Genomic DNA, 21235 nt, shown 5'->3' on the forward strand with positions numbered 1-21235 from the left:
GCCGTCAGGATTCGGACAACACGGCGCCCCAGATCGCGCTCACAAAATCCGCCGACCTCGCGGATAATGCGCCGTCCCCACTCGACCCGCCCCTCATGTCCGAGCACCCTGCGGCTGGCACGTCGCATCACCTGACCGACCCTCGCGTATTGATTCCACTGGCGCTGCTCGCGCTGTACGTGATCTGGGGCTCGACCTATCTGGGCATCCGCTTCGCACTGGAAAGCTACCCGCCGTTCCTGCTCGCCGGCGTCCGCTTCCTGTGCGCCGGCGTGGCCTTGTACGGATTCCTGCGTCTGCGCGGCATGGCGCCGCCGACGCGCCTGCAATGGCGCAACGCGGGGTTCACCGGCTTGCTGCTGCTCGGTTTCGGCAATGGCCTGGTCTGTTTCGCCGAGGAGCGGGTGAGTTCCGGCATTGCCGCCGTGGCGGTGGCCAGCATGCCGCTGTTCGCCGCGCTGTTCTCCGGCATGTATGGCGAATGGCCCAACCGGCGCGAGAGCATCGGCCTGGCGATCGGCTTCGCCGGCGTGATCGTGCTGAACCTGGGCAGCAGCCTGTCGGGCTCGCGGCTCGGTGCGGTCGCCCTGCTGGTTGCGGCGATGTGCTGGGCGTTCGGCTCGGCCTGGAGCCGCCGCCGGGAAATGCCACCAGGGCCGATGAACACCGCTGCACAGATGCTGTGCGCCAGTATCGCGCTGTTGATCTTCGGCTTCGCCAGCGGCGAGCACTTGCCGGCACATCCGGCCACACGCGCCACTATGGCCGTGCTCTATCTGGCCGTGTTCGGATCGCTGATCGCGTTCAGTGCTTACCTGTACGTGTTGAAGCATGCGCGGCCGGCGTTGAGTACCAGCTATGCGTATGTGAATCCGCCGGTGGCGGTGCTGTTCGGGGTGCTGCTGGCCGGCGAACACATCGGCCCGTACGATCTCGCCGGCATGGCGATCATCCTGCTCGGCGTGCTGGTGATTACGCTGGCGAAGCAGAAGCGGGCGCACTGAAGCGGGCCGCCGATCACTCCGGAAACGACGGCTTCAGCGCCAGCCGGACGTGATCGGATAGCGCCGCTCGCGCCCGAACGCCCGCGTGGTCACGCGCGGCCCCGGTGCAGATTGCCGGCGTTTGAACTCGTTCAGCAGCACCAGCCGCACCACCCGACGCACGGTGTCGGCATGGAAACCCTGGGCGGCGATCTCTGCCTGCGACTGCTCGCCTTCGATGAAACGCTCGAGAATCGCATCCAGTTCGTCGTACGGTGGCAGGGAATCCTGGTCGGTCTGGTTGTCGCGCAATTCGGCCGACGGCGGCCGCTCGATCACCGCCGACGGGATGCACTCCAGCTCGCCCAGCTGCGCGGCATGCGCATTGCGCCAGCGCGACAACCGGTACACCACGGTCTTGTAGACATCCTTCAACGGTGCGTAGGCGCCGCACATGTCGCCGTACAGGGTGGCGTATCCCACCGCCATCTCGCTCTTGTTGCCGGTCGCCAGCAGCAGCAGGCCATGCTTGTTGGACAAGGCCATCAGCATCACGCCGCGGGTACGCGACTGCAGATTCTCCTCGGTGGTATCGGGCGCCTTGCCGGCGAACGCGGGGGCGAGTGCATCGACGAACGACTGGTAGGTGCTCTCGATATCGATCACGTGATAGTCGACGCCCAGCTGCACCGCTTGCGCGCGCGCGCCATCCAGCGACAACTGCGAGGTGTAGCGGGTCGGCATCATCACCGCGGTGACCCGCTTCGCGCCCAGTGCATCGACCGCCAGCGCCAAGGTCAGCGCCGAGTCGATGCCGCCGGACAGGCCCAGCAGCACACCGCCGAAACCGTTCTTGTCGATGTAGTCGCGGATGCCGCGCACCAGCGCGGCATACAGCGTGGCCTCGATGCAGCCGTCCTGCGCCACCGGCCAGTCTTCGGCATGCAGGGTCCGCGTGGCCGCATCGAATTCCGCCCAGAGCAACGCATCCACGAAGGCCGGCGCGCGCGCCGCGATCGACCCATCGCCATTCACCAGCAGCGACGCACCGTCGTAGACGACTTCGTCCTGGCCGCCGACCAGGTTGAGATACACGATCGCACAGCCGGTTTCGCTTGCACGTGCCACCAGCACCTCTTCGCGCGTGACCTGCTTGGCGTCGTCCCAGGGCGAGGCATTGATCACCACCAGCAGCTCCGCACCGGCGGCGGCGGCTCGCGCGGCGGGCTCCGGCTGCCACACGTCCTCGCAGATCAGCAGACCCAGCTGTACGCCACCAACCATCGCGGTGACCGTTTCGTGGCCGCGACGGAAATAGCGCTTGTCGTCGAACACGCCATAGTTCGGCAACGCCTGCTTGTGTGCGGTGGCCTTGATGCAGCCGTCGCGCAGCAGACTGGCGGCGTTGTATACCTCGCCCTCGCTGTGCGGATGGCCGACCAGCGCAGCGACACCGTTGGTGGCCTGCGCCAGCGCATCGAGCTCGCTTTCGCAGGCGGCAAGAAAGCTGGGCCGCAGCAGCAGGTCCTCCGGCGGATAGCCGCTCAGGGTCAACTCGGGAAACACCACCAGCCCGGCGCCACCGCTGCGCGCCTGTGCGATCAGGTCACACGCCTTCGCGGCGTTCGCCGCCACCGCACCCACCGCGAAATCGAACTGGGCCAGTGCCAGACGCAGCCTTGCCATGAACGTGCTCCTGAAATGACGAAGGCCGCGACTTTTCGGGTCGCGGCCTTCGCATTTTAAAGCAGTCGGCGCTGACTTACTTCTTCATCAGACCTGCGAGGGTCTTGCCGAGGTCGGCCGGCGATTTCACCGTGGTGACACCCGCCTTCTCCAGCGCGGCGAACTTCGCCGCAGCGGTGCCCTTGCCGCCGGAGATGATCGCACCGGCGTGGCCCATGCGCTTGCCGGCCGGGGCCGAGGCACCGGCGATGAACGAGACCACCGGCTTCTTGACGTACTCACCGATGAACTCGGCCGCATCTTCCTCGGCACTGCCGCCGATCTCGCCGACCATGATGATGCCTTCGGTCTGCGGGTCATCCTGGAACAGCTTGAGGCAGTCGATGAAGTTCAGGCCGTTGATCGGATCGCCGCCGATGCCGATGCACGTGGACTGGCCCAGGCCTTCGTTGGTGGTCTGGAATACGGCCTCATAGGTCAGCGTGCCGGAACGCGACACGATGCCGACCTTGCCCGGCTTGTGGATGTGACCCGGCATGATGCCGATCTTGCATTCGCCCGGGGTGATGATGCCGGGGCAGTTCGGCCCGATCAGCACGATCTCCGGATGCTGCTGCAGCACGTTCTTAACGCGCAGCATGTCGAGCACCGGGATGCCTTCGGTGATCGCCACGATGACCTTGATGCCGGCGTCGATCGCCTCGAGGATCGAATCGGCCGCGAACGGCGGCGGCACGAAGATCACCGACGCGTCGGCGCGGGTTTCCAGCACGGCTTCGTCCACCGAATTGAAGACCGGCAGGCCGATATGCTCGGAACCGCCCTTGCCCGGGGTGACGCCGCCGACCACTTTCGTGCCGTAGTCGAGGCACTGCTGTGCATGGAAGGTGCCCTGCTGGCCGGTAAAGCCCTGCACGATCACCTTGGTGTTCTTGTTGACCAAAACGCTCATTCGATTACTCCTCAGGCCTTCGCGGCAGCCACGGCTTTCTGGGCCGCGTCGTTGAGATCGTCCGCTGGCGTGATCGCCAGGCCGGAATTGGCCAGCAGTTCGCGGCCCTGATCGACATTGGTGCCCTGCAGGCGCACCACCACGGGGATTTTCAGGCCCACTTCCTTGACCGCGGCGATGATGCCCTCGGCGATCAGGTCGCAGCGCACGATGCCGCCGAAGATGTTGACCAGGATGCAGCGCACCTTGTCCGAGGACAGGATCAGCTTGAACGCCTCGGTCACGCGCTCCTTGGTGGCGCCGCCGCCAACGTCGAGGAAGTTGGCCGGCTCGCCGCCCGCCAGCTTGATCACGTCCATCGTGGCCATCGCCAGGCCGGCGCCGTTGACCATGCAGCCGATCGTGCCGTCCATCGTCACGTAGTTGAGGTTGTTCTGCAGCGCGGCGGCTTCGGCGGCGTCTTCCTGGGTCAGGTCGCGCATCGCGGCGAGGTTCGGATGACGGAACTCGGCGTTGTCGTCGGAGTTGACCTTGCCGTCGAGCGCAGCGAGGTTGCCGTCCTCGAGGATGGCCAGCGGGTTCAACTCGACCAGGGCCAGGTCCTGCTCGTTGAACAGCTTGTACAGGCCCAGCATGATCTTGGTCAGCTGGTTGACCTGCTTGCCGTTCAGATCCATCGCGAAACCGAGCTGGCGGCACTGGTACGGCTGCAGCCCTTCGACGAAGTCGATCACGATCGTGTGGATGTCTTCCGGCGTCTCCTTGGCAACCTGCTCGATGTCCACGCCGCCGTGCTTGGAGGCGATGAACGAGACCGCCTTGCTGTCGCGGTCGACCAGGATCGACAGGTACAGCTCCTTGGCGATATTGGTCGCGTCGGTGACCAGCACCAGGTTCACCGGCAATGCACGGCCGGCGGACTGGTAGGTTTCCATATGGGTGCCGAGCATGCCCTTGGCGGCGGCGCGGACATCATCGAAGCTCTTGCAGAACTTCACACCGCCGGCCTTGCCGCGGCCACCGGCATGGATCTGTGCCTTGACCATCCATTGCGAGCCACCAAGATGCTTGGCGGCGTCGACGGCAGCGTCGGGAGAGTTGGCGATCTTGCCCGGCGGCACGGCAATGCCGTACTGCGCGAACAGTTCTTTGGCCTGGTATTCGTGGAAATTCATTCGATACCTCGAGCGAACGGAAAAACTATGGCGGCCGCACGCGTACGGATCAGCGTGGGTCAGGGAAGTCGGACGGCGGGGTGACGCGCTGCCGAATGCAGTGCACATGCCGGTGAATCGGCAAAACCGCGCAATACGGCCGCCTATTTTCGCGGAAGCGGGCTGCAATGGAAAGAGCCGCGTGCGGGCACCACCCAGCAGGCCGGTTTCATGCGCCCCTGCGTGCCGTTCCAACACCGATCAGCCCGTCTATACTGGTCCTGAACCGCCATGGAGTGCCCCGCCACGTGTCCAGCGCGCCACCCTTCTCCGCTACCCGCACGGGCGGTCCCGCGACAATCCGCCATGAACTGACCTTCCTCAACACCTTCCGGCTAGTGCAGGCGCTGGTCTATGCAGGCCTGGCCTTCAGCCCGGCCGGGATGGGCTGGCCCAAGCTGGCCTCCCCCCAGCTTGCCCACGGCGTGGCCGCGGCGTACCTGATCTTTGCGCTGGTCGCACTGCTGTTCAACCGGCGCAGCATGGCCTACGCCAGCATGGCGGTCTCGGTGACCCTGACGGTGGACATCCTCGCCGCCGTGCTGGCGATCGTCGCCATGCCCGATGCGCGCATCGGCATCTCGATGATGCTGGCGGTGAACCTGAGCGCCGGCGCACTGATCCTGCCGCTGCGGCTGTCCAGTTTCTTCGCTGCGCTGGCCACGCTGGGCATCCTCGGACATACCTTTTTCGGCACCTCGAACAACCCCGGCGATCGTGATCTGCTGGAAGCCGCCCTGTTCGGCCTGGCGTATTTCGCCAGCACCACGCTGTGCCACGTGCTGGGCCGCCAGTTGCGCGCCACCGAGGCGCTGGCCGAGCAACGCAGCACCGACCTGGCCAACCTTTCGCAGATCAACGAGCTGATCATCCGCCGCATGAAGACCGGCGTGCTGCTGGTCGACGACGCCAACCGCATCCACCAGATCAACGAGTCGGCCTGGATGCTGATGGGCAATCCCCGCGCCGACCAGCGCGACCTGGGCCAGCTGGCGCCGGAACTGTCGCGCCGGCTTTATCACTGGATGACGTCCGGAAAGCTGGACGAGACCGCCACCCAGCTCGCCGATGGTGTCCCCGAGGTGGTGCCGCGCTTCACCCGGTTGGCGCCGAACGACGACTCGCACGTACTCATCTTCCTCGACGATACCTCGCTGCTGTCGCGGCGCGCGGAGGAACTCACGCTCAGCTCGCTCGGCCGGCTGTCCGCCTCGATCGCCCATGAGATCCGCAATCCGCTGGCGGCGATCCGCTACTCGGCCCAGCTACTGGCCGAGTCGACCAGCATGGATTCCACCGACCAGCGCATGGTCGAGATCATCAACAACCACTGCATCCGGCTCAACGAGATCATCGAGAACATCCTGCAGCTGTCACGGCGCGAGCGCTCGCGACCGGAGACGCTGGATCTCGGACACTGGGTGCAGGCCTTCGTCGAAGAATACGTCCAGGGCAACGACCTCGGCGGCGATTCGCTGCGGGCGATCACCAGCAACAACACCCCGGTGGCTGCCGTGGCCGATCCGCAGCAACTGCAGCAGGTGCTGTGGAACCTGGTGCAGAACGCGCTGCGCTACGGCCGGCTGCCCGGCGAGCCGGCACGGGTGATGGTGGTGACCCGGCAGGGCGAACATGGCGTGCCTATCCTGGAAGTGATCGACCGCGGCCCCGGCATCGCGCCGAAGGTGGCCGCGCAGATCTTCGAGCCGTTCTATACCACTCACGAATACGGCACCGGTCTGGGCCTGTACCTTGCCCGCCAGATGAGCGAGGCCAATCAGGCAGCCCTGGAATACGTCCGCGTCGCCGGCGGCGGCAGCTGCTTCCGGCTGGTGCTGACACCCCCGGCGCGCGGCCCTGCCGATACCGCCGAGACCGCCCAGACCGCCACGCGTTGACGTTGCTGACGCGGGCAGCGGCAAGCTTCCTACGAGGACAGGCCATACGATGAAGCGCGCTGCATGGCTCTCCGTGTCGCTCGGCCTGATCTTTCCGTGGCTGGCCATTGCCGATCCTGCGTCCAAACCGATCCTGGTCGGGAATGCGGACAATCAGATCGCGCTGCAATCCGCGGCACCTGTCCCGAAGGTGCTGAGCCTGACGGGCACGGGCGGGACAACATGGCAGGGCATCGGTGCCGAGACCCTCATCGACAGCGCGACGGTCGATGGTGTGGCCGTTCCACTGCATTGGCGATTCGACCCCGGCGCCAGCCGCATCCGCGACGATTCCGCCAGCCTCGCATACGAGGATCGCTCTACCGGCCTGCGGCTTTATTGGGAGTGGCGGGCACCAGCGCAGCACGGCCCGATCGAGCACGTGATCCGTATCGAAAACCCGGGCCGTCACGAGGTCTGGATCCCGTTGCAGGACAGCTTTCGCTTTGCATGGAAGATCGCAGCGAGTCAGTCGCTGGAACAGCTGTGGATCGACAAGGGCGCCGGCGAGGCGCCGCCCGTCGGGACGCATCTTGTGCCGGTTGCCGAGGGTTATCACTGGCGCGGCGTATCGAGTACGTTCGCGCATCCGCCGGCGGGCGAACCGCGCGAGATCATCCCCTACTTCCTCGTCCGCGATGTCGGCTCGACGAACAGTGGATGGTATGTCGGGCTGGAATTCAGCGGCCGCACCGCGATGGAGCTGAAACGGCACGGCAATGAGCTCGAAGGTGTGATGGGACTCAATCCCGAACCGGGCCCCTTTCGCACACGCCTGGCACCCGGTGAAACCTTCAGCACGCCGACCGTATTCATCGGCGCCAGCGATGGCGACGTGGACGATACCGGCAACACGCTGCGGCGCTGGGTGCGCAAGGTATTGAACAATCCCGCCACCGTGCACGATCCCGCCTATCCGACCGTGACCATCAACAGCTGGGGCAGCGCGATGGCGATTACCGACGCCCAGGCCCGGCGCATGATCGACGATGCGCACAGCCTGGGTTTCGAGATGTTCCACCTCGATGCCGGCTGGTTCCGTGCGGTCGGCGACTGGCATCCGGACCCGCGGAAATTTCCACACGGCATTGCGGCGATCTCGGACTACGCGCACAGCCGCGGCCTGAAGTTCGGCCTCTGGGTCGATTGGGCGCAGGCGGGTACGAGCACGCAACCCGGCGCGCTGAACGTCGCCGATCCGCATGTCCGCGACTGGCTGACCGCCGATCCGCCGCCAGGCTGGAAACCCGCGGAGTTCAAGGGCATCACGATCGACCTGGGCGTACCTGCTGCACAAGCGTGGGCGACGCGCGAAGTCAATCGGATCGTGCACGACTATCACGTCGACATGCTCGAACACGACGGCTATGTCGTCGCCCAGGACTGCGTCCGCAGCGATCATCCACATGCGCCGGCCGACCCCGCAAAAACCCGGCACTACAGCGACGACGACTTCCTCTGGGCCGATGGCGCCAACTCGACCGATGTCAGCCTGCACGCCACGCATGCCTACTACGAGATACAAGCAGGCCTGCGACGCGCGCACCCGGGCCTGATGCTGGAAATCTGCAACGACGGCGGGCGCATGGTCGACTTCGGCAGCGCCGCGCACGGCGATTATTTTTCCATCGTGGACGCCTACGACCCGGTATCGAACCGGCAGGCGTTCTACGACGCCAGCCATGTACTGCCCCCGGCGATGCTCGAAGCCTATGTGAAGGCATGGCCGACGCCGCACATCGAGAATTTCCGCTACATGCTGCGCAGCGGGATGATGGGCTGGCTGACCGTGATGATAGACAGCAACAGCTGGAGCCGCGAGCAACATGTCGCGGCAGCCAGGGAGATCGCGTTCTACAAGTCGACCCTGCGCCCGTTGATACGCGATGCCGACCTTTACCACGTGGGTCCGCGACCGGATGGCCACGGTTGGGACGGGCTGGAATACTTCGATGCCGGTCGGGACAAGGGCGTGCTCTACGCATTCCATGGCAGCGAGGCAGCACCGGGCGAACTCCGGTTCAACTTGCGCGGCTTGCGCGGCGACCACAGATACCGGCTGCATTTCAGGGACCGTTCCTCACCTGATCGCGAAGTCGACGGGCGCGAGCTGATGGAGTCCGGCGTTGCCGTGGCATTGCCGATGGCGGATTCGTCCGAACTGGTGACGATCGAGGCTTTGCCATGAGCAACAGGTATCGCCTGGCAGTGGCCCTGTCCTGCGCCTGCGCCTGCGCCATGTTTGCGTCACAACAGGTCGCTGCGGCACAGGTCGAAACGAGCTCATCTGCGGCGCAGCAGCAGCAGCACGGCAAGCTGGTGGTCCAACCTGCGGTAATCGTCGCTGCCGCGGCGGCTTACCGGAATCCGAATCCGGCATTGCAGGCAATGGTGCGTTCGGCCCTGCTCAATACCGGCACCCAGATCATGGCGACGGACGACGGCACCGCCTACGTCAAGACCGGCGATATCCCCGCCGAGTGGCTGCGCGACTCGAGCGTGCAGGTCGAGGCCACCTATCTCGACTATGCCCGCGATCCGCAGGTCCGCGCCCTGTTCAAGGCCGTGATCCAGCGCCAGGCGAAGTACCTGATCGTCGATCCGTATGCCAATGCCTTCAGGCAGGACTACACGGTATGGGAGCGCAAGTTCGAACTGGACTCGCTGTGCTATCCGGTCCTGCTCGCATGGAAATATTACCGGGTGACCGGCGATGCGTCGGTATTCACGCCCGAACTCAGGCAGGCCTTCCTGCGTGTGCTCGACGTCATGAAGATCGAGCAGGATCATCGGCGCAGCAGCAGGTACCGCTTCAAGTCCGACACCGAGGAAGCCGGCGTCAATCCGGTGACCGATACCGGCATGATCTGGACCGGCTTCCGTCCCTCGGACGACCCGTGCGTCTACAACTACCTGATCCCCGCTGAAATGATGGCGGTGCAGGCCTTGTCGGCGCTTATGGATATTGCCGCGATCTATCACGATCCGCGGATGGCAGTACGCGCCGGGAAGCTGCGCCGGCAAGTGCATGCGGGCATCCAGAAATACGGCATCGTGAAGGGGCCTGCCGGCAAACCGATCTATGCCTATGAAGTCGACGGGCTCGGCCACGCGAACCTGATGGACGACGCGAACCTCCCGAACCTGCTCGCGGCGCCGTATTCCGGTTATGTCGACATTGACGATCCGATCTACCGGAACACCCGGCATTTCGTGCTCTCACGGGCCAACCCGTTTTACTACTCCGGTCCGCTCGCAGCCGGACTGGGCAGCCCGCACACTCCCGTCGGCATGATCTGGCCGCTCGGCCTGCTCGCCGAAGGATTCACCACGAGCGACCCGGCCGAACAGCAACGCATGCTGGCCATGCTGCTGGCCAGCGATCCGGGCGACCACCGGTTGCACGAATCCTTCGACCCGCATGACCCCACGAAATTCACGCGCGAGGATTTCGGCTGGCCCAATGCGTTCTTCACCGAATACATGGCGAAACTGCGCGGAGCCCCGGCGCATCCGACACCGAGTACGGCCGGCCTGCGCTTCGACGTGGAGCCGGCGCACTGAGTGCGCGGGCGAATCTTGCGGGTCACACTGACTCGCGCGCAGTATGCGGATCATGGGGCGACACAGGAAAACGACGGATGGCGGGCAATTTCAATTTCACGTTCAAGGGACCGCGCAGCGACAGTCAGACAGGATTCGCAGCGGCCACAGGCGTGCCCGGTTCAACGATTTTCTCCACCACCACGCCTGGCGGAACAGCCGCGAGCGGGTCGAGTGCCAACCCTTCGGCAGGGTTGCCTCCGATAGTGCCGGCGCTGCGCCCGTTCGATCTTTTCCCTACCCGTATCTGGCAGGCAAAGATGCCCGCACTGGCTCCGCACCTGGAGCAGTGGGTGGCTGCCGTGCTGGCACTGCGGGCGGCCAGCCCCCGCCCGGCGGGCCGTACCAACCGCCAGGGCTGGAACAGCGAGGACATGGCGATACTGGAGCAACCGGTCTTTGCGCAGCTGCAGCAGGCGATACGTTCGGGTTGCGCCAGCGCCCTGGGCGACATGGGCATACGTGACATTCCGTTCAAGCTGCAATCGTGGATCAACATGCATGACCGCGGCGGCTTCAACTTCCTGCATGTGCACGAGGGCTGCCTGCTGTCAGGCTGCTTCTATCTGAAGGTACCCTCCGGTTCGGGCAAGCTGGTGTTCCGCGATCCGCGCCCCGGCGTCATCCATGGCTACGTGAAAGGTGCCGTACCGAACGGCTACAGCGATATCCAGCTGACACCCGATGCCAGTTTGCTGGTGCTGTTCCCGTGCTGGATGGAACATTTCGTGGAACCCCACGACAGCGACGAGCCACGCATCTCGATCTCCTTCAATGCCGTGGCGGCCTAGAGCGGACCCGCAACACTCCTAGCGATCGGGCACCACATCGAAGGCCACCGTGAGGCGGGTCTGGTCGCCTGAAAAAGGCACCGTACCGTGCCAGAAATAGGACGGAAACAACACCAGCATGCCCACTTCAGGACGCACCACATGTTCTGCCGGCAATGACGGTGTCGTCGCGATACTGGGCTCACCAAAGGTGAGCACGCCGTCCTGGCTTTGCGTATCGGCCATGCTGTCGGGCAGCTCGATGTAACAGGCCGATGAAATCCAGCCGCGTGGATGAACGTGATTGGTGTGAAAGCCGGATGTACGCAGCCTCACCGACCAGCTGCCATTGAAGCGCCAGATGCCCTGGTCGCGACGGCGCAACGGATCGGGCCCATACGCCACTATCTGCTCCAGATAATGGCGTATGGGTGCATCGAAAGCCCGGAACAACGCCTGGATCACCGGGTCCACGCTGCGCGTCAGTTCTTCGGTGGTCTCCGTGCCATGGCGCAACGATTGAAACAGCAGCGGGTGGTTGTGGGCGCTGTGCAGGCGGTCGAGACTGTTTTTCAAGTCGGCGAAGAAACTGTTCAGATCCGACCATGGCGACGGCACGTCGAGTTGCTGCGGCACGACCAGCCGCGGGTAATCGCAAAACTCGTGGTAGCGCGCATCGCCAAGCAGGCGCCACGCCGTTGTCTGCAGTGCGATCAGATACTGATCGTCGGGGGTGGCGGCCAACAGCGCATCACAATGAGGCAACGCACCCGTTGCATCGCCCACGCCGAGCCGGGCGGCAATCATGAGCTTGCGGGCCGCCATGTCGGTCGGCAATGCACTGAGTGCGCGCTCGGCAAGTCCCAAGGCGGTCGACGGGTCGAATTCCAGCGCCGCCAGACCCGCGCGCACCAGCAACGCCGGCGGGGCATGCGAACGCGAAGCTTGCGCAGCCAGACAGGCATACGCGCCGCGCGCATCTCCGGCACCCTGCAGGATGGCCGCTTTTGCTGCCCACAAGGCATCGTCGTTGGCAAACGTCTGCAAGGCTTGATCCATCATGGCGGTAGCCTGGGCGCTGTCACCGGTACGCATCCATATCAGCCGGGCGAGATGGCTTTGCGCTTCCAGCATGCGCGGCTCCAGCCGTAGACAATCGCGCAAGGCAGCTTCGGCGCGGTCGAATTCGCCGAGCGCCGTCAAGCTGCGTGCATGAGTGTGGTGCAGCGCCGCGGTTGCATGCCCCTGGGTCAGCACATGCTGGGTGACACGCGCTGCCTCGGCATGCTGGTTCGCTGCGCCGAGGGCAATCGCCAGTGCATGGGCGACAGCCGGATTGTCCGGCGAGGCAACGGTCAGACGTCGATAGCCGGCAACCGCTTCGTCATGGCGTCCCAGCGCGACCAGCGCAGCCACATGTTGTGTTGCCAGCTCCGGGTCGACATCGCCGCTGGTGCAATAGGGCGCGACGGCGGCAAGCGCCTGCGCCGGACGCTGAAGATCGTTGTAATAGCGGGCGAGTACCAGCGCGGCACGCGGAGACGGCGGCGAGCCCGTGGCGGCACGCTGCAACAGTGGTTCGGCTTCGCTGGCGCGACCAGCGTTGAGCAGCAGTTCGCCCAGAGTCGCCAGTGTGGGCGTCCAGTTCGGATCGAGCGCAAGTGCATGGCGCAAGAGTGTTTCGGCGCCGACGACATCACCCAGCGCCTGCCTGGTGCCTGCGAGCAGCCGTTGCGCTTCCACGAAATCCGGGTACTCGGCAACAATGGTTTCGAGTTGATCATGTGCAACCCGGAAATGGCCCGCCTGCAGCAGCGCACCGATGCGCCGCATGGTGTCGATGACGCCGGAAGGGATCATGGCCATCCGCCGGCAGACTGGTTTGGTTGATTCATCGTCGACACTGTTCGTTGCCTGCTTCCGATCGCCAAATCAATGGACCAGATCGCCATTCGCTTTCATGTGTCCCGAAACGCGGTGCTTGATGGTCGCTGCACCGAGCGGACAACAGGCATGCAGACCGGCGTGAAGCATGAATGTAACGCGCCCGTGCGCCAGACGAAATGGCCCGGATCGTCGAGGGAAACAATCCGGGCCATCCGGGCCGACACGGCCAAGGCATGTGGAACAACTTAGAAGCTGTATTTCGCCTGCAGATTCACTTCACGTCCTTCGATGGAACGAGCCATGATGACGCCGCCGATACCCGTATTGACGCCAAAGATCCGCGAGTTGCCTTCGGTCAGGCCGATCTGGTTGGTCAGATTGGTTCCGCGCAGGGTGAATTGCCAGTTGCTGGCGTAATTGGCAACGATGCCGGCATCCAGGGTGTAGTACGAACCCAGCGGCTGCAGACCGGACTGGTCTTCATAACGTTGACCGATATGCGTATAGGTCACGAACGCGCTGATATCTCCCCAACTCGTCGGAATCCGGTAGCTCGGCGTGAACATGTAACGCACCTTGGGCTGCCGTTGCAGAGGTTCGCCGTCGAGGCCGACACACTGCACACCACCATTGATGTCGGTGTATTGCGCACATCCGTTGTAATTCGTGTAGTGGCCGTCCATGTAATCGCCGACCAGGGCCAGCTTCAGGTTTTCAATCGGCGACCATGTCGCGTTCAGGTTCAAGCCCTTGGTCGATGATCCGTAATTGGAGATCGCGCCGATCGGAACACCAGCCCCGTTGGTTTCCTGGTACTGCAGGCCGGTGAATTTCCGGAAGTAGACGCTGGCATCGACGTAAAGGACCGGCGTCTGGTATTTGAAGCCGGCTTCCAGGTTGCGGACCTTCTCCATCGGCGAGAAATTGCCGCCGGTCCCGCGGATGCCGTTGTCGAAGTCGTCGAAATGGCCGCCCGTATTGGCGCGACCGTACACGCTCATGTTGTCGGCCAGCTCGTAGTTCGCGCCGATGGTGAACGACGGATGGGTCTTGTCGTAGTCCAGATGCGTGAACGTGCCATTGCAGATCGAGACTTTGTTGTCGTACAGGGTGTACTGATTGCCATCCAGGTCGACGGTCGTGAAATTGCAGGTGTTCTGGCTCGCATGAATGTTTTCAATGCGTGCGGAGGCATCCAGCAGCCAGGGACCGGTCTTCCAGGAGTCCGACAGGTAGAACGCCTTGTTGGTCGCCACGCCGTTTTCGGAAGTATCGAAATTGTCGTTGAAGTCGGTGAAGCCCTGCGGATTGGTGACGTAGAAGGTGTGCCCATTCTGGACATAGCTCACCGTGATCGGCTTGGCATTGTTCGTGTTGGTCATCAGCATCTGGTTGCCCAGCGACCAGTTGTCGTTGTCGGTCGAGCGCGCGAAGTAGAACCCGGCAGTCAGCGTATTGCCGTCGAACAGCTCCTTGCTGAGCCGGAAATCGTTGTTGAAGGTATGCAGCTGCTTCTGGATGTACCACCAGCCCTGATGGATGACGCTTTGATTCAGCGGCACTGCACCACCGCCGACATAGTTGGCCTGGACGTTGGTACCGGCCGGCAGACCCAGGGTGTCACTATCCACCGGCTTGCCGGCACTGCTGCAGAAACCGGCAGGCTGCGCGATGTTGCAGCCGTAGAGGTAGTAGCTCAGCGGCTTCGGGTTGGGACCTGAAAACAGCGCATTGGTATTGAGCTGGCCACCACCGACCACGAAATGATCATCCACCTTCCAGCCATCGCCAAAATCGGCGCTGTAGGTGCCACCGAAATAGTTGAGCTTGCCACCGCGCCCGTTGGCCAGGTTTGCGTTCAGCATGTTGCCGTAGGGCCCGGGCACCTGGACGTGCTGGATCGCCTTGCTGTAGTAGGTACCGGTCAGCGCATCGATCCCGGGAAAGCTGCTGTAACTCGAACCGCTGCCCTGGATCAACGCGGTCGGAGTGATGAACTGGTTCTTGTCGTCGAGCGAACGCGCCCAGAGCATCAGAGTGCCGTTGTCCATGTCATGGGTCAGGGTCGCGGTCAGCTGACCGCCGTTGTCGGAGGGGTATTGCGGGTCACGCACGCCGTCGGACCTGCGGTAGAAGCCGCCGATGCTGCCGTACCAGTTTTCGGCGATGGGAAAGCCGTAAAAACCATCCACGCGATACAGGCCTTCGGAGCCATAGGTCACGCCGATGTCGCCCGAGGGAACTTCCGTCCCCTGGCGCAGGATGAAGTTCGCCGTGGCACCCATCTGACCCGGACCGAAGATGGCGCCCGGACCACCTTGCACGACCTCGACGCGCTCGATGGTGTCATCGAGACGGAACAACGAGCTGCTGTCCATGAAGGACAGCGATGGCATGCCGTACAGCGGTGTGCCGTTGACCATCATGGTAAAGAACGGAGCATCGCCGCCGCCCGGAAAGCCGGCGATTTCGATGTTGGCGCCAGTCTGGCCACCGCTGGATTCCGGCCAGATTCCCGGCGAGATCTTCAGCAGGTCGGCGGTGCTCTTCGGGTTGGCATCCGTGATCTGCTGCCGATCGGCGACGACCACGTTGTAACTGGCGTCAATTTTCTTGACGCCGCCGGCATTGGCGGTCACGACGACGGCCTGCAGGGATTTGACGTCTTTGAGCCCGGCATTGGGCTGTTTTTTGGCGGCGGGCGCACTATTGGTCTGGGTATCGACCTGTGCCGCCGGGGCTGGTGCATTCTGGTCAGCCGCCAAGACCATCTGCGGGAGCGCCGCCGTGATCGCGGTCACCAGTGCCAGTCTGACTAGTTCGGGGTGATTCATGGTACTCCCTCCTCAAGGTGGTGTTGGAACACCGGTTTTCGATCCGAAGTTGTTTTCGTTCTGATTTATCAATGGATGACTCGGCGATAGCGCTGACCTCAGCCCGGCTGGACAAACTGCTCCAGCCTGAATGACGCCAGATCGGGCAGTACCGCATCCGCCTCCCCCAATATCCGCATATCGCCGATGCCCAGGGCGGCCATGCCCGCAGACTTGATTGCCGCTATGCCAGCTTGCGCGTCTTCGATGCCGAGACAGTCGGCAGCGTCGACACCCAGCGCCGCGGCGGCGCGCTGGAAAATTTCCGGATCGGGCTTCGCGCGAGCAATCGTCGAGACGTCGACGATGTGATCGAAGAATTCACCGATGCCCATGCGTTCGACGAGCTCGCCCGCGCTGCGACTGGCTGATGCCAGGGCGACCTTCAAACCGGCCTTGCGCGCGGCCTTCAACGTTGCCAGCGCACCCGGGAGAAGATCCCGGGCCGAAAATGTCTCGATGGCCTTCCGGTAATAGGCATTCTTCCGATCGGCGAGTTGCTGCTTTTGCTCGCGCGTATAACCGGCGGCAGCTTCGCCGAGAACGATTTCAAGCGAGGCGGCGCGATCGACGCCCTTGAGCTTCTCGCCAATGCCATCGTTCCACGGCAGGCCGATCTCGTCCGTCAACCGTTTCCAGGCGGCATGATGCAGATGTGCGGTATCGGCCAGCACGCCGTCGAGATCGAAAACCAACGCCTTGAATGCATGCGGGAACGCCACCGCGATACGTTGCGGCGAGGCGACCGGATGAAGGTGCCTGTTCAATGCCTGCGATTGCGTGGCACCTTCCGTCAGCAGCAGCGGTTTGCCGGCATGCATGATGCTCAACGGTGCACCGCTGGTCAGGGTGTAACAGGCGGTTTGTGCGTCGACGGCAATGGTGATGTATCGGTTCTTCCAGACCATGCTGAAACGGTATCCACGCCATGCCGGTGGCAGGATCGGATCGAACCCGATGCCGCCAGCCGCGATGCGCAGGCCGCCGAATCCCCAGGCAAGCGCCAGCCAGCTTCCGGCCATGGCGGCCATGTGTGCACCGTGGCTGGTGTTCGCGTGCAGATCGTCGAGGTCGACACGCAATGCCTCCATGAAATAGTCACGCGACTTCTCGGCGTAACCGATTTCGGCGGCAAGTACGGCAAAAGTGGACGCGGACAGCGTCGAGTCGTGGACCGTGATCGCCTCGTAATAGTCGAAGCTGCGTCGCTTGGTGGCACGATCGACGTTGTCGCCCGCGAGCACCAGCGCCAGCAGCGCGTCCGCCTGCTTGCACACCTGGTGCCGATACAAGGTCAGTGGGTGGTGATGCATCAGCAGGGGATATTTTTCCGGCGGAGTGCCGGCGAAATCCCATCGCGGCTTGTCCAGAAAGGTATCGTCCTGCGCGACGATGCCCAGACGCTCGTCATACGGCAGATACATCGCATCGGCCGCGCGCGACCAGTCGGCGATTTCAGGTTCCGACAATTCGAGTTTCTGCCGAAGCGCTGCAAAAGTCTCCGGCGCGCCGTCGGCCAGCTCGCGCACCACCCGGGCGGCATAGCGAAGATGCTCCTGCGCCATCCGGTTGGTGTAGTAGTTGTTGTCGACCAGCGCGGTGTATTCGTCCGGTCCGGTCACGTCATTGATGCAGAATGCACCGCCGCGACGCTGGTTGAAATGTCCGACCTGAAGCCAGATGCGTGCCGTCTCGATCAGCATTTCCGCGCCGCCCTCGGCGAGAAAGGTCCGATCGTCACTGGCCTCGACGTAGAGCTTGATCGCAAAGGCTATCGCGGCATTGATGTGATATTGCGCTGACCCGCTCGGGTAGTGTGCCGAGCATTCGTCGCCGCCGATCGTGCGCCATGGATACAGCGCGCCGCGCGCATGGTTCATCTCGCGAGCATGAGCACGTGCATGATCGAGCGTGCGCAGGCGCCAGAGCAGGCTCGGCTTTACCAGCGCCGGCGCGGTGAGCGCGAGCGCAGGCAGCACGAAGGTCTCCGAATCCCAGAACACATGGCCTTCGTAGCCCTCGCCGGTCAGGCCCTTCGCGGCGATGCCGCCATGCCCGTCGCGCGCGGCGGACTGAAAGATGTGGAACAGGTTGAACTTCAGTGCCTGCTCGCTGCGCTTGTCATGGTCGATCGAAAGACTGGCGCGTTCCCAGAAGGCGGCGCAATCGCTTGCCTGGACCTGCACCAGCGCGTCGAAGCCGCCCTCGATGGCGCTGGCAAGCGCGACCGCGGCTCGCGAATGCAAGGCTTCGTCGGATATCTCCTGCTGTGGCTGGCTCCATGCATACGCGACGAGCTTCTCGATCACGGCCGAACCGCCCGCCGCGAGATGTCCTTCATAGCTCTGTCGTACACATCCGGCATCCGCTGCAGCAGCGGAGAAGGCGAGCCCGCTGAACCGGTGGCGCTGCATGCAGACCACGCCAATCGCGCTTTCACCGGTGCGTTGTGCAAGCCACGCCTCGTCTTCCGTGGCGGAGGTATGCGATACCTGCAAGGCAAGGCCGCTGCCGGCACCAAAGCGCGGATCATCGCCCTGCGCCGCTGCGGCCCGGTCGCCGGATATCGATGACTCGAATGTCACCGGGCCGGCATAGTCGATCGAACGCAGGCGCATGCGGATGCAGAGCAGGCCCGGGTGCGTGACCGGCACCACGCGCTCTGCCTCGAGTTCGAACGTATGCCCCTGCGCGGTGCGCCAGCGCAGGAAACGGGAGAGTTTTCCTTCGCGCAGATCGAGCACCCGATTGAACGCGAGGAGCTCACCCTGCACTGGGTCGATGTACAGATCGCCCAGCTTGATGCGTATGGCGGTCGCTTCGGCGACCGGCAGGCGCGTATCCGTGTTCCGCGCGAAACCGAAGTGGCGCTCGTGATGGTGAATGGGTGCGCGTTCCCACACGCCGGCCAGAAAGCTTCCCTGGGTTGAGCTGGGCGATTCCTCGAAACCGCCGCGTACACCGAGCGTCCCGTTGGCCAGCGCGAACAGGGTTTCATCGCGCGCGGCGTGGGCCGGCTGCCACCGTGACTGGCTCAGCCGCCACGTGTCGGCATCTGCAGCTGGCGCGTCGAACCCGTCGGGATGCGCAGCCTCCCGCACGAAGTCGGTGCGTCCGGCAACCTTCTGCCGGGTATGGCGATGGTCGCTGCTCATGAAAGCCGGCGAGCCCGGCCGTCTACGACCCGCAACAACGACGTGGGGCGACATGAGCACGCGCGGTCCCGAATGATGAATTTTCCCCGTGACAAGCATTTCCTCCCTCTGGCGCGTGCGTGGATGAGCGTGGATGAGCAATGTTTCGACCTGCCCCTACAGATCTTGCGGCGAACCTAACATCTAATGTTATCGGTATCAAGATATCGATAACATTTGTTGCAAATGCACATCTCCCACGGCTCTGCATCACGTGCCGCCGCCATGACACGCGCAGTTGCGCGGCGTAGGATCGAGCGAATATCGCCTGATCGGGTGCCATGCCGCGATGACCAGTGAGTTCAATCCCGCGCGCCGGACAATCCTCAAGTACGGTGTGCTTTCGACAGCAGGATTGGCGCTATGGCGAGGCAACCGGAACGCGGTTGCTTCGGCGTCGCCGGCGTCGGCGCCGCTGGCCGAACTCGGCCATGGACAAGTACGGTTCGCGCCCGGCCCGCTGCAGCGACAGGTTCGCGAGAACCATCATCTTGTTCTGCATCTCGATGAAGACGCCTTGCTGCGGCCGTTTCGCCTGCGCAGCGGACTACCCGCACCGGGGCAGGAACTTGGCGGCTGGTACGACACCTGGGGTTTCGCGCCGGGTGCCACATTCGGCCAGTGGTTGAGTGCCCTGGCGCGCTACTACGCGATCACCGGTGATACCGCGACGCGTGCGAAGATCGACCGGATGGTGCGTGGATATGCCGCAACCGCCGATGCGGACGGCAAGTTCTATCGCAACAACCGATTCCCGTCCTACATATACGACAAGCTGGTCGCCGGCCTGGTCGATGCAAGGCAATTGGCCGGCAACGACATGGCGCTCGCCACGCTGAGCCGCACGACCCAGGCGGCACTGCCATACCTTCCGCCGCACGCGATGCCCCGCAACGAAGCGGCCAAGCCGGGCGAAGACTTCAGCCAGCATGCCTGGGATGAAAGCTACACCCTGCCGGAAAACCAGTTCCTGGCATTCCGCCTGACCGGTGACGCGCAACATCGCGCCCTCGCCAGGCGCTTCCTTTACGACGACTTCTTCCTGCCCCTGGCACACGGGGAAAACGTGCTGCCAGGCAAGCACGCCTACAGTCACATGAATGCCCTGAGCTCGGCCGCACAGGCATACCTGTCTCTCGACCAGCCGGCCTACCTGCAGGCCGCGCAGCAAGGATTCGCGATGGTCGACGCACAGAGCTTCGCCTCCGGCGGCTGGGGGCCGGACGAGCATTTCGTGGCGCCCGGCAGCGGCAAGCTCGGTGCCAGCCTGGCAGCGGAGCACAAGAGTTTCGAGACGCCGTGCGGATCCTATGCCCACTTCAAGCTGACCCGCTACCTGCTGCGGATCACCCGCGACTCGCGTTACGGCGACAGCATGGAACGCGTGCTCTACAACACCGTGCTCGGCGCGTTGCCGATCCAGCCTGACGGTCATGCGTTCTACTATTCCGACTACACCCGGCAGGCACACAAGAGCTTTCACCCCGACCGCTGGCCGTGCTGCTCCGGCACCCTGCCGCTGATCGCGGCGGACTACCACATCAGCGCCGCCTTCACCGATCCGCAAGGCATCTACGTGAATCTGTATGCGCCAGCCCGGATCGATTGGCGGCAGGACAATGTCGAGTCGCGTCTGACGATCGAAACACGCTACCCGTACGCCAGCGCGATCTCGATCATCGTGCAGACGCCGACAGCCCAGGTGTTTTCAGTCAACCTGCGCATTCCCGCCTGGGCCGGCGGCGCGAGCTTGCGCATCAATGGCAAGCACGCGACGCAGCCACTGGCTGCGGGGACTTTCGCGACGATTCGCCGCCCCTGGCGTGCGGGCGACCGGATCGAGCTCGACCTGCCGTTGCGGACGCAACTGCAAAGCATCGACCCCGAACATCCGGACACGGTGGCCCTGCTTGCCGGTCCATTGGTGCTGATGCGCCTGCGCGATACCAGTGTGCCGGCTCCGCTGGATCGCCGCGCGCTGCTGTCGGCGCAACCGGTGCTGGACAACGCTACGTCCTGGCGCATCGGCGCGGGCAGCGCGGCGGTCACGCTGCGTCCGTTCCTCGATATCGGACGCGAAGGCTACAGCGCCTACCAGGACGTGCCTGCAGCCTGAGATGGGAATCGGCATGCGCG

Annotated in this window: 12 protein-coding genes; 6 read left to right on the forward strand and 6 right to left on the reverse strand. The window is 63.9% G+C overall.

Translation table 11 applies throughout. The features are described from left to right. Positions 1 to 95: 95 nt before the first annotated feature. Complete coding sequence (gene yedA, locus ACYVKM_RS01545; protein ID WP_460875228.1) at positions 96 to 1004, forward strand: drug/metabolite exporter YedA; 909 nt, start codon at positions 96 to 98, stop codon at positions 1002 to 1004. 33 nt (positions 1005 to 1037) lie between these two features. Here yedA and ACYVKM_RS01550 read toward each other — a convergent pair whose 3' ends face one another. The 3 genes from ACYVKM_RS01550 to sucC form a co-directional block, all read right to left on the reverse strand. Continuing rightward, positions 1038 to 2669: an NAD+ synthase gene (locus ACYVKM_RS01550; RefSeq protein ID WP_460875229.1), complete on the reverse strand. Its 1632-nt coding sequence runs from the start codon at positions 2667 to 2669 to the stop codon at positions 1038 to 1040. A 76-nt stretch (positions 2670 to 2745) separates the two neighbouring features. Continuing rightward, positions 2746 to 3621, reverse strand: a complete 876-nt coding sequence (gene sucD, locus ACYVKM_RS01555) for a succinate--CoA ligase subunit alpha (protein WP_460875230.1) — start codon at positions 3619 to 3621, stop codon at positions 2746 to 2748. Positions 3622 to 3632: 11 nt separating this feature from the next. Then, complete coding sequence (sucC, locus tag ACYVKM_RS01560; RefSeq protein ID WP_460875231.1) at positions 3633 to 4904, reverse strand: ADP-forming succinate--CoA ligase subunit beta; 1272 nt, start codon at positions 4902 to 4904, stop codon at positions 3633 to 3635. Between the two features lie 179 nt (positions 4905 to 5083). Here sucC and ACYVKM_RS01565 point away from each other — a divergent pair, with 179 nt between their 5' ends. From ACYVKM_RS01565 to ACYVKM_RS01580, 4 genes are all read left to right on the forward strand, one after another. Then, positions 5084 to 6733 (forward strand): sensor histidine kinase, encoded by a 1650-nt coding sequence (locus ACYVKM_RS01565; protein WP_460875232.1) that lies wholly within the window; start codon positions 5084 to 5086, stop codon positions 6731 to 6733. 49 nt (positions 6734 to 6782) lie between these two features. Continuing rightward, positions 6783 to 8960, forward strand: coding sequence for an alpha-galactosidase (locus ACYVKM_RS01570; protein WP_460875233.1), 2178 nt, complete (start codon positions 6783 to 6785; stop codon positions 8958 to 8960). After that, positions 8957 to 10336: a glycoside hydrolase family 125 protein gene (locus ACYVKM_RS01575; RefSeq protein WP_460875234.1), complete on the forward strand. Its 1380-nt coding sequence runs from the start codon at positions 8957 to 8959 to the stop codon at positions 10334 to 10336. Before ACYVKM_RS01570 ends, ACYVKM_RS01575 begins: the two co-directional genes overlap by 4 nt. 77 nt (positions 10337 to 10413) lie before the next feature. Then, complete coding sequence (locus tag ACYVKM_RS01580) at positions 10414 to 11166, forward strand: TIGR02466 family protein (protein WP_460875235.1); 753 nt, start codon at positions 10414 to 10416, stop codon at positions 11164 to 11166. An 18-nt stretch (positions 11167 to 11184) separates the two neighbouring features. Here the strand turns inward: ACYVKM_RS01580 and ACYVKM_RS01585 are convergent, their stop codons facing one another. The 3 genes from ACYVKM_RS01585 to pgmB form a co-directional block, all read right to left on the reverse strand. Then, complete coding sequence (locus tag ACYVKM_RS01585) at positions 11185 to 13005, reverse strand: 2OG-Fe(II) oxygenase family protein (protein ID WP_460875236.1); 1821 nt, start codon at positions 13003 to 13005, stop codon at positions 11185 to 11187. 272 nt (positions 13006 to 13277) lie between these two features. Next, positions 13278 to 15866, reverse strand: a complete 2589-nt coding sequence (locus ACYVKM_RS01590) for a TonB-dependent receptor (protein WP_460875237.1) — start codon at positions 15864 to 15866, stop codon at positions 13278 to 13280. Positions 15867 to 15964: 98 nt separating this feature from the next. Beyond that, positions 15965 to 19060, reverse strand: coding sequence for a beta-phosphoglucomutase (gene pgmB / locus ACYVKM_RS01595; protein ID WP_460875238.1), 3096 nt, complete (start codon positions 19058 to 19060; stop codon positions 15965 to 15967). Positions 19061 to 19388: 328 nt separating this feature from the next. Here pgmB and ACYVKM_RS01600 point away from each other — a divergent pair, with 328 nt between their 5' ends. Then, positions 19389 to 21215 carry a beta-L-arabinofuranosidase domain-containing protein gene (locus ACYVKM_RS01600; protein ID WP_460875239.1) on the forward strand — a complete coding sequence of 609 codons (1827 nt, stop codon included), beginning with the start codon at positions 19389 to 19391 and terminating at the stop codon, positions 21213 to 21215. Positions 21216 to 21235: the final 20 nt, after the last annotated feature.

Source organism: Rhodanobacter koreensis (assembly GCF_054782855.1).

What these genes read in the sequence shown, in the direction of transcription:
- ACYVKM_RS01550 (WP_460875229.1), bottom strand. Translation starts at nt 2,669, where the DNA reads ATGGCAAGGCTGCGTCTGGCACTGGCCCAGTTCGATTTCGCGGTGGGT.
- yedA (WP_460875228.1), top strand. Translation starts at nt 96, where the DNA reads ATGTCCGAGCACCCTGCGGCTGGCACGTCGCATCACCTGACCGACCCT.
- ACYVKM_RS01580 (WP_460875235.1), top strand. Translation starts at nt 10,414, where the DNA reads ATGGCGGGCAATTTCAATTTCACGTTCAAGGGACCGCGCAGCGACAGT.
- sucC (WP_460875231.1), bottom strand. Translation starts at nt 4,904, where the DNA reads ATGTGCACTGCATTCGGCAGCGCGTCACCCCGCCGTCCGACTTCCCTG.
- ACYVKM_RS01585 (WP_460875236.1), bottom strand. Translation starts at nt 13,005, where the DNA reads ATGATCCCTTCCGGCGTCATCGACACCATGCGGCGCATCGGTGCGCTG.
- ACYVKM_RS01600 (WP_460875239.1), top strand. Translation starts at nt 19,389, where the DNA reads ATGACCAGTGAGTTCAATCCCGCGCGCCGGACAATCCTCAAGTACGGT.
- sucD (WP_460875230.1), bottom strand. Translation starts at nt 3,621, where the DNA reads ATGAGCGTTTTGGTCAACAAGAACACCAAGGTGATCGTGCAGGGCTTT.
- pgmB (WP_460875238.1), bottom strand. Translation starts at nt 19,060, where the DNA reads ATGAGCAGCGACCATCGCCATACCCGGCAGAAGGTTGCCGGACGCACC.
- ACYVKM_RS01570 (WP_460875233.1), top strand. Translation starts at nt 6,783, where the DNA reads ATGAAGCGCGCTGCATGGCTCTCCGTGTCGCTCGGCCTGATCTTTCCG.
- ACYVKM_RS01590 (WP_460875237.1), bottom strand. Translation starts at nt 15,866, where the DNA reads ATGAATCACCCCGAACTAGTCAGACTGGCACTGGTGACCGCGATCACG.
- ACYVKM_RS01575 (WP_460875234.1), top strand. Translation starts at nt 8,957, where the DNA reads ATGAGCAACAGGTATCGCCTGGCAGTGGCCCTGTCCTGCGCCTGCGCC.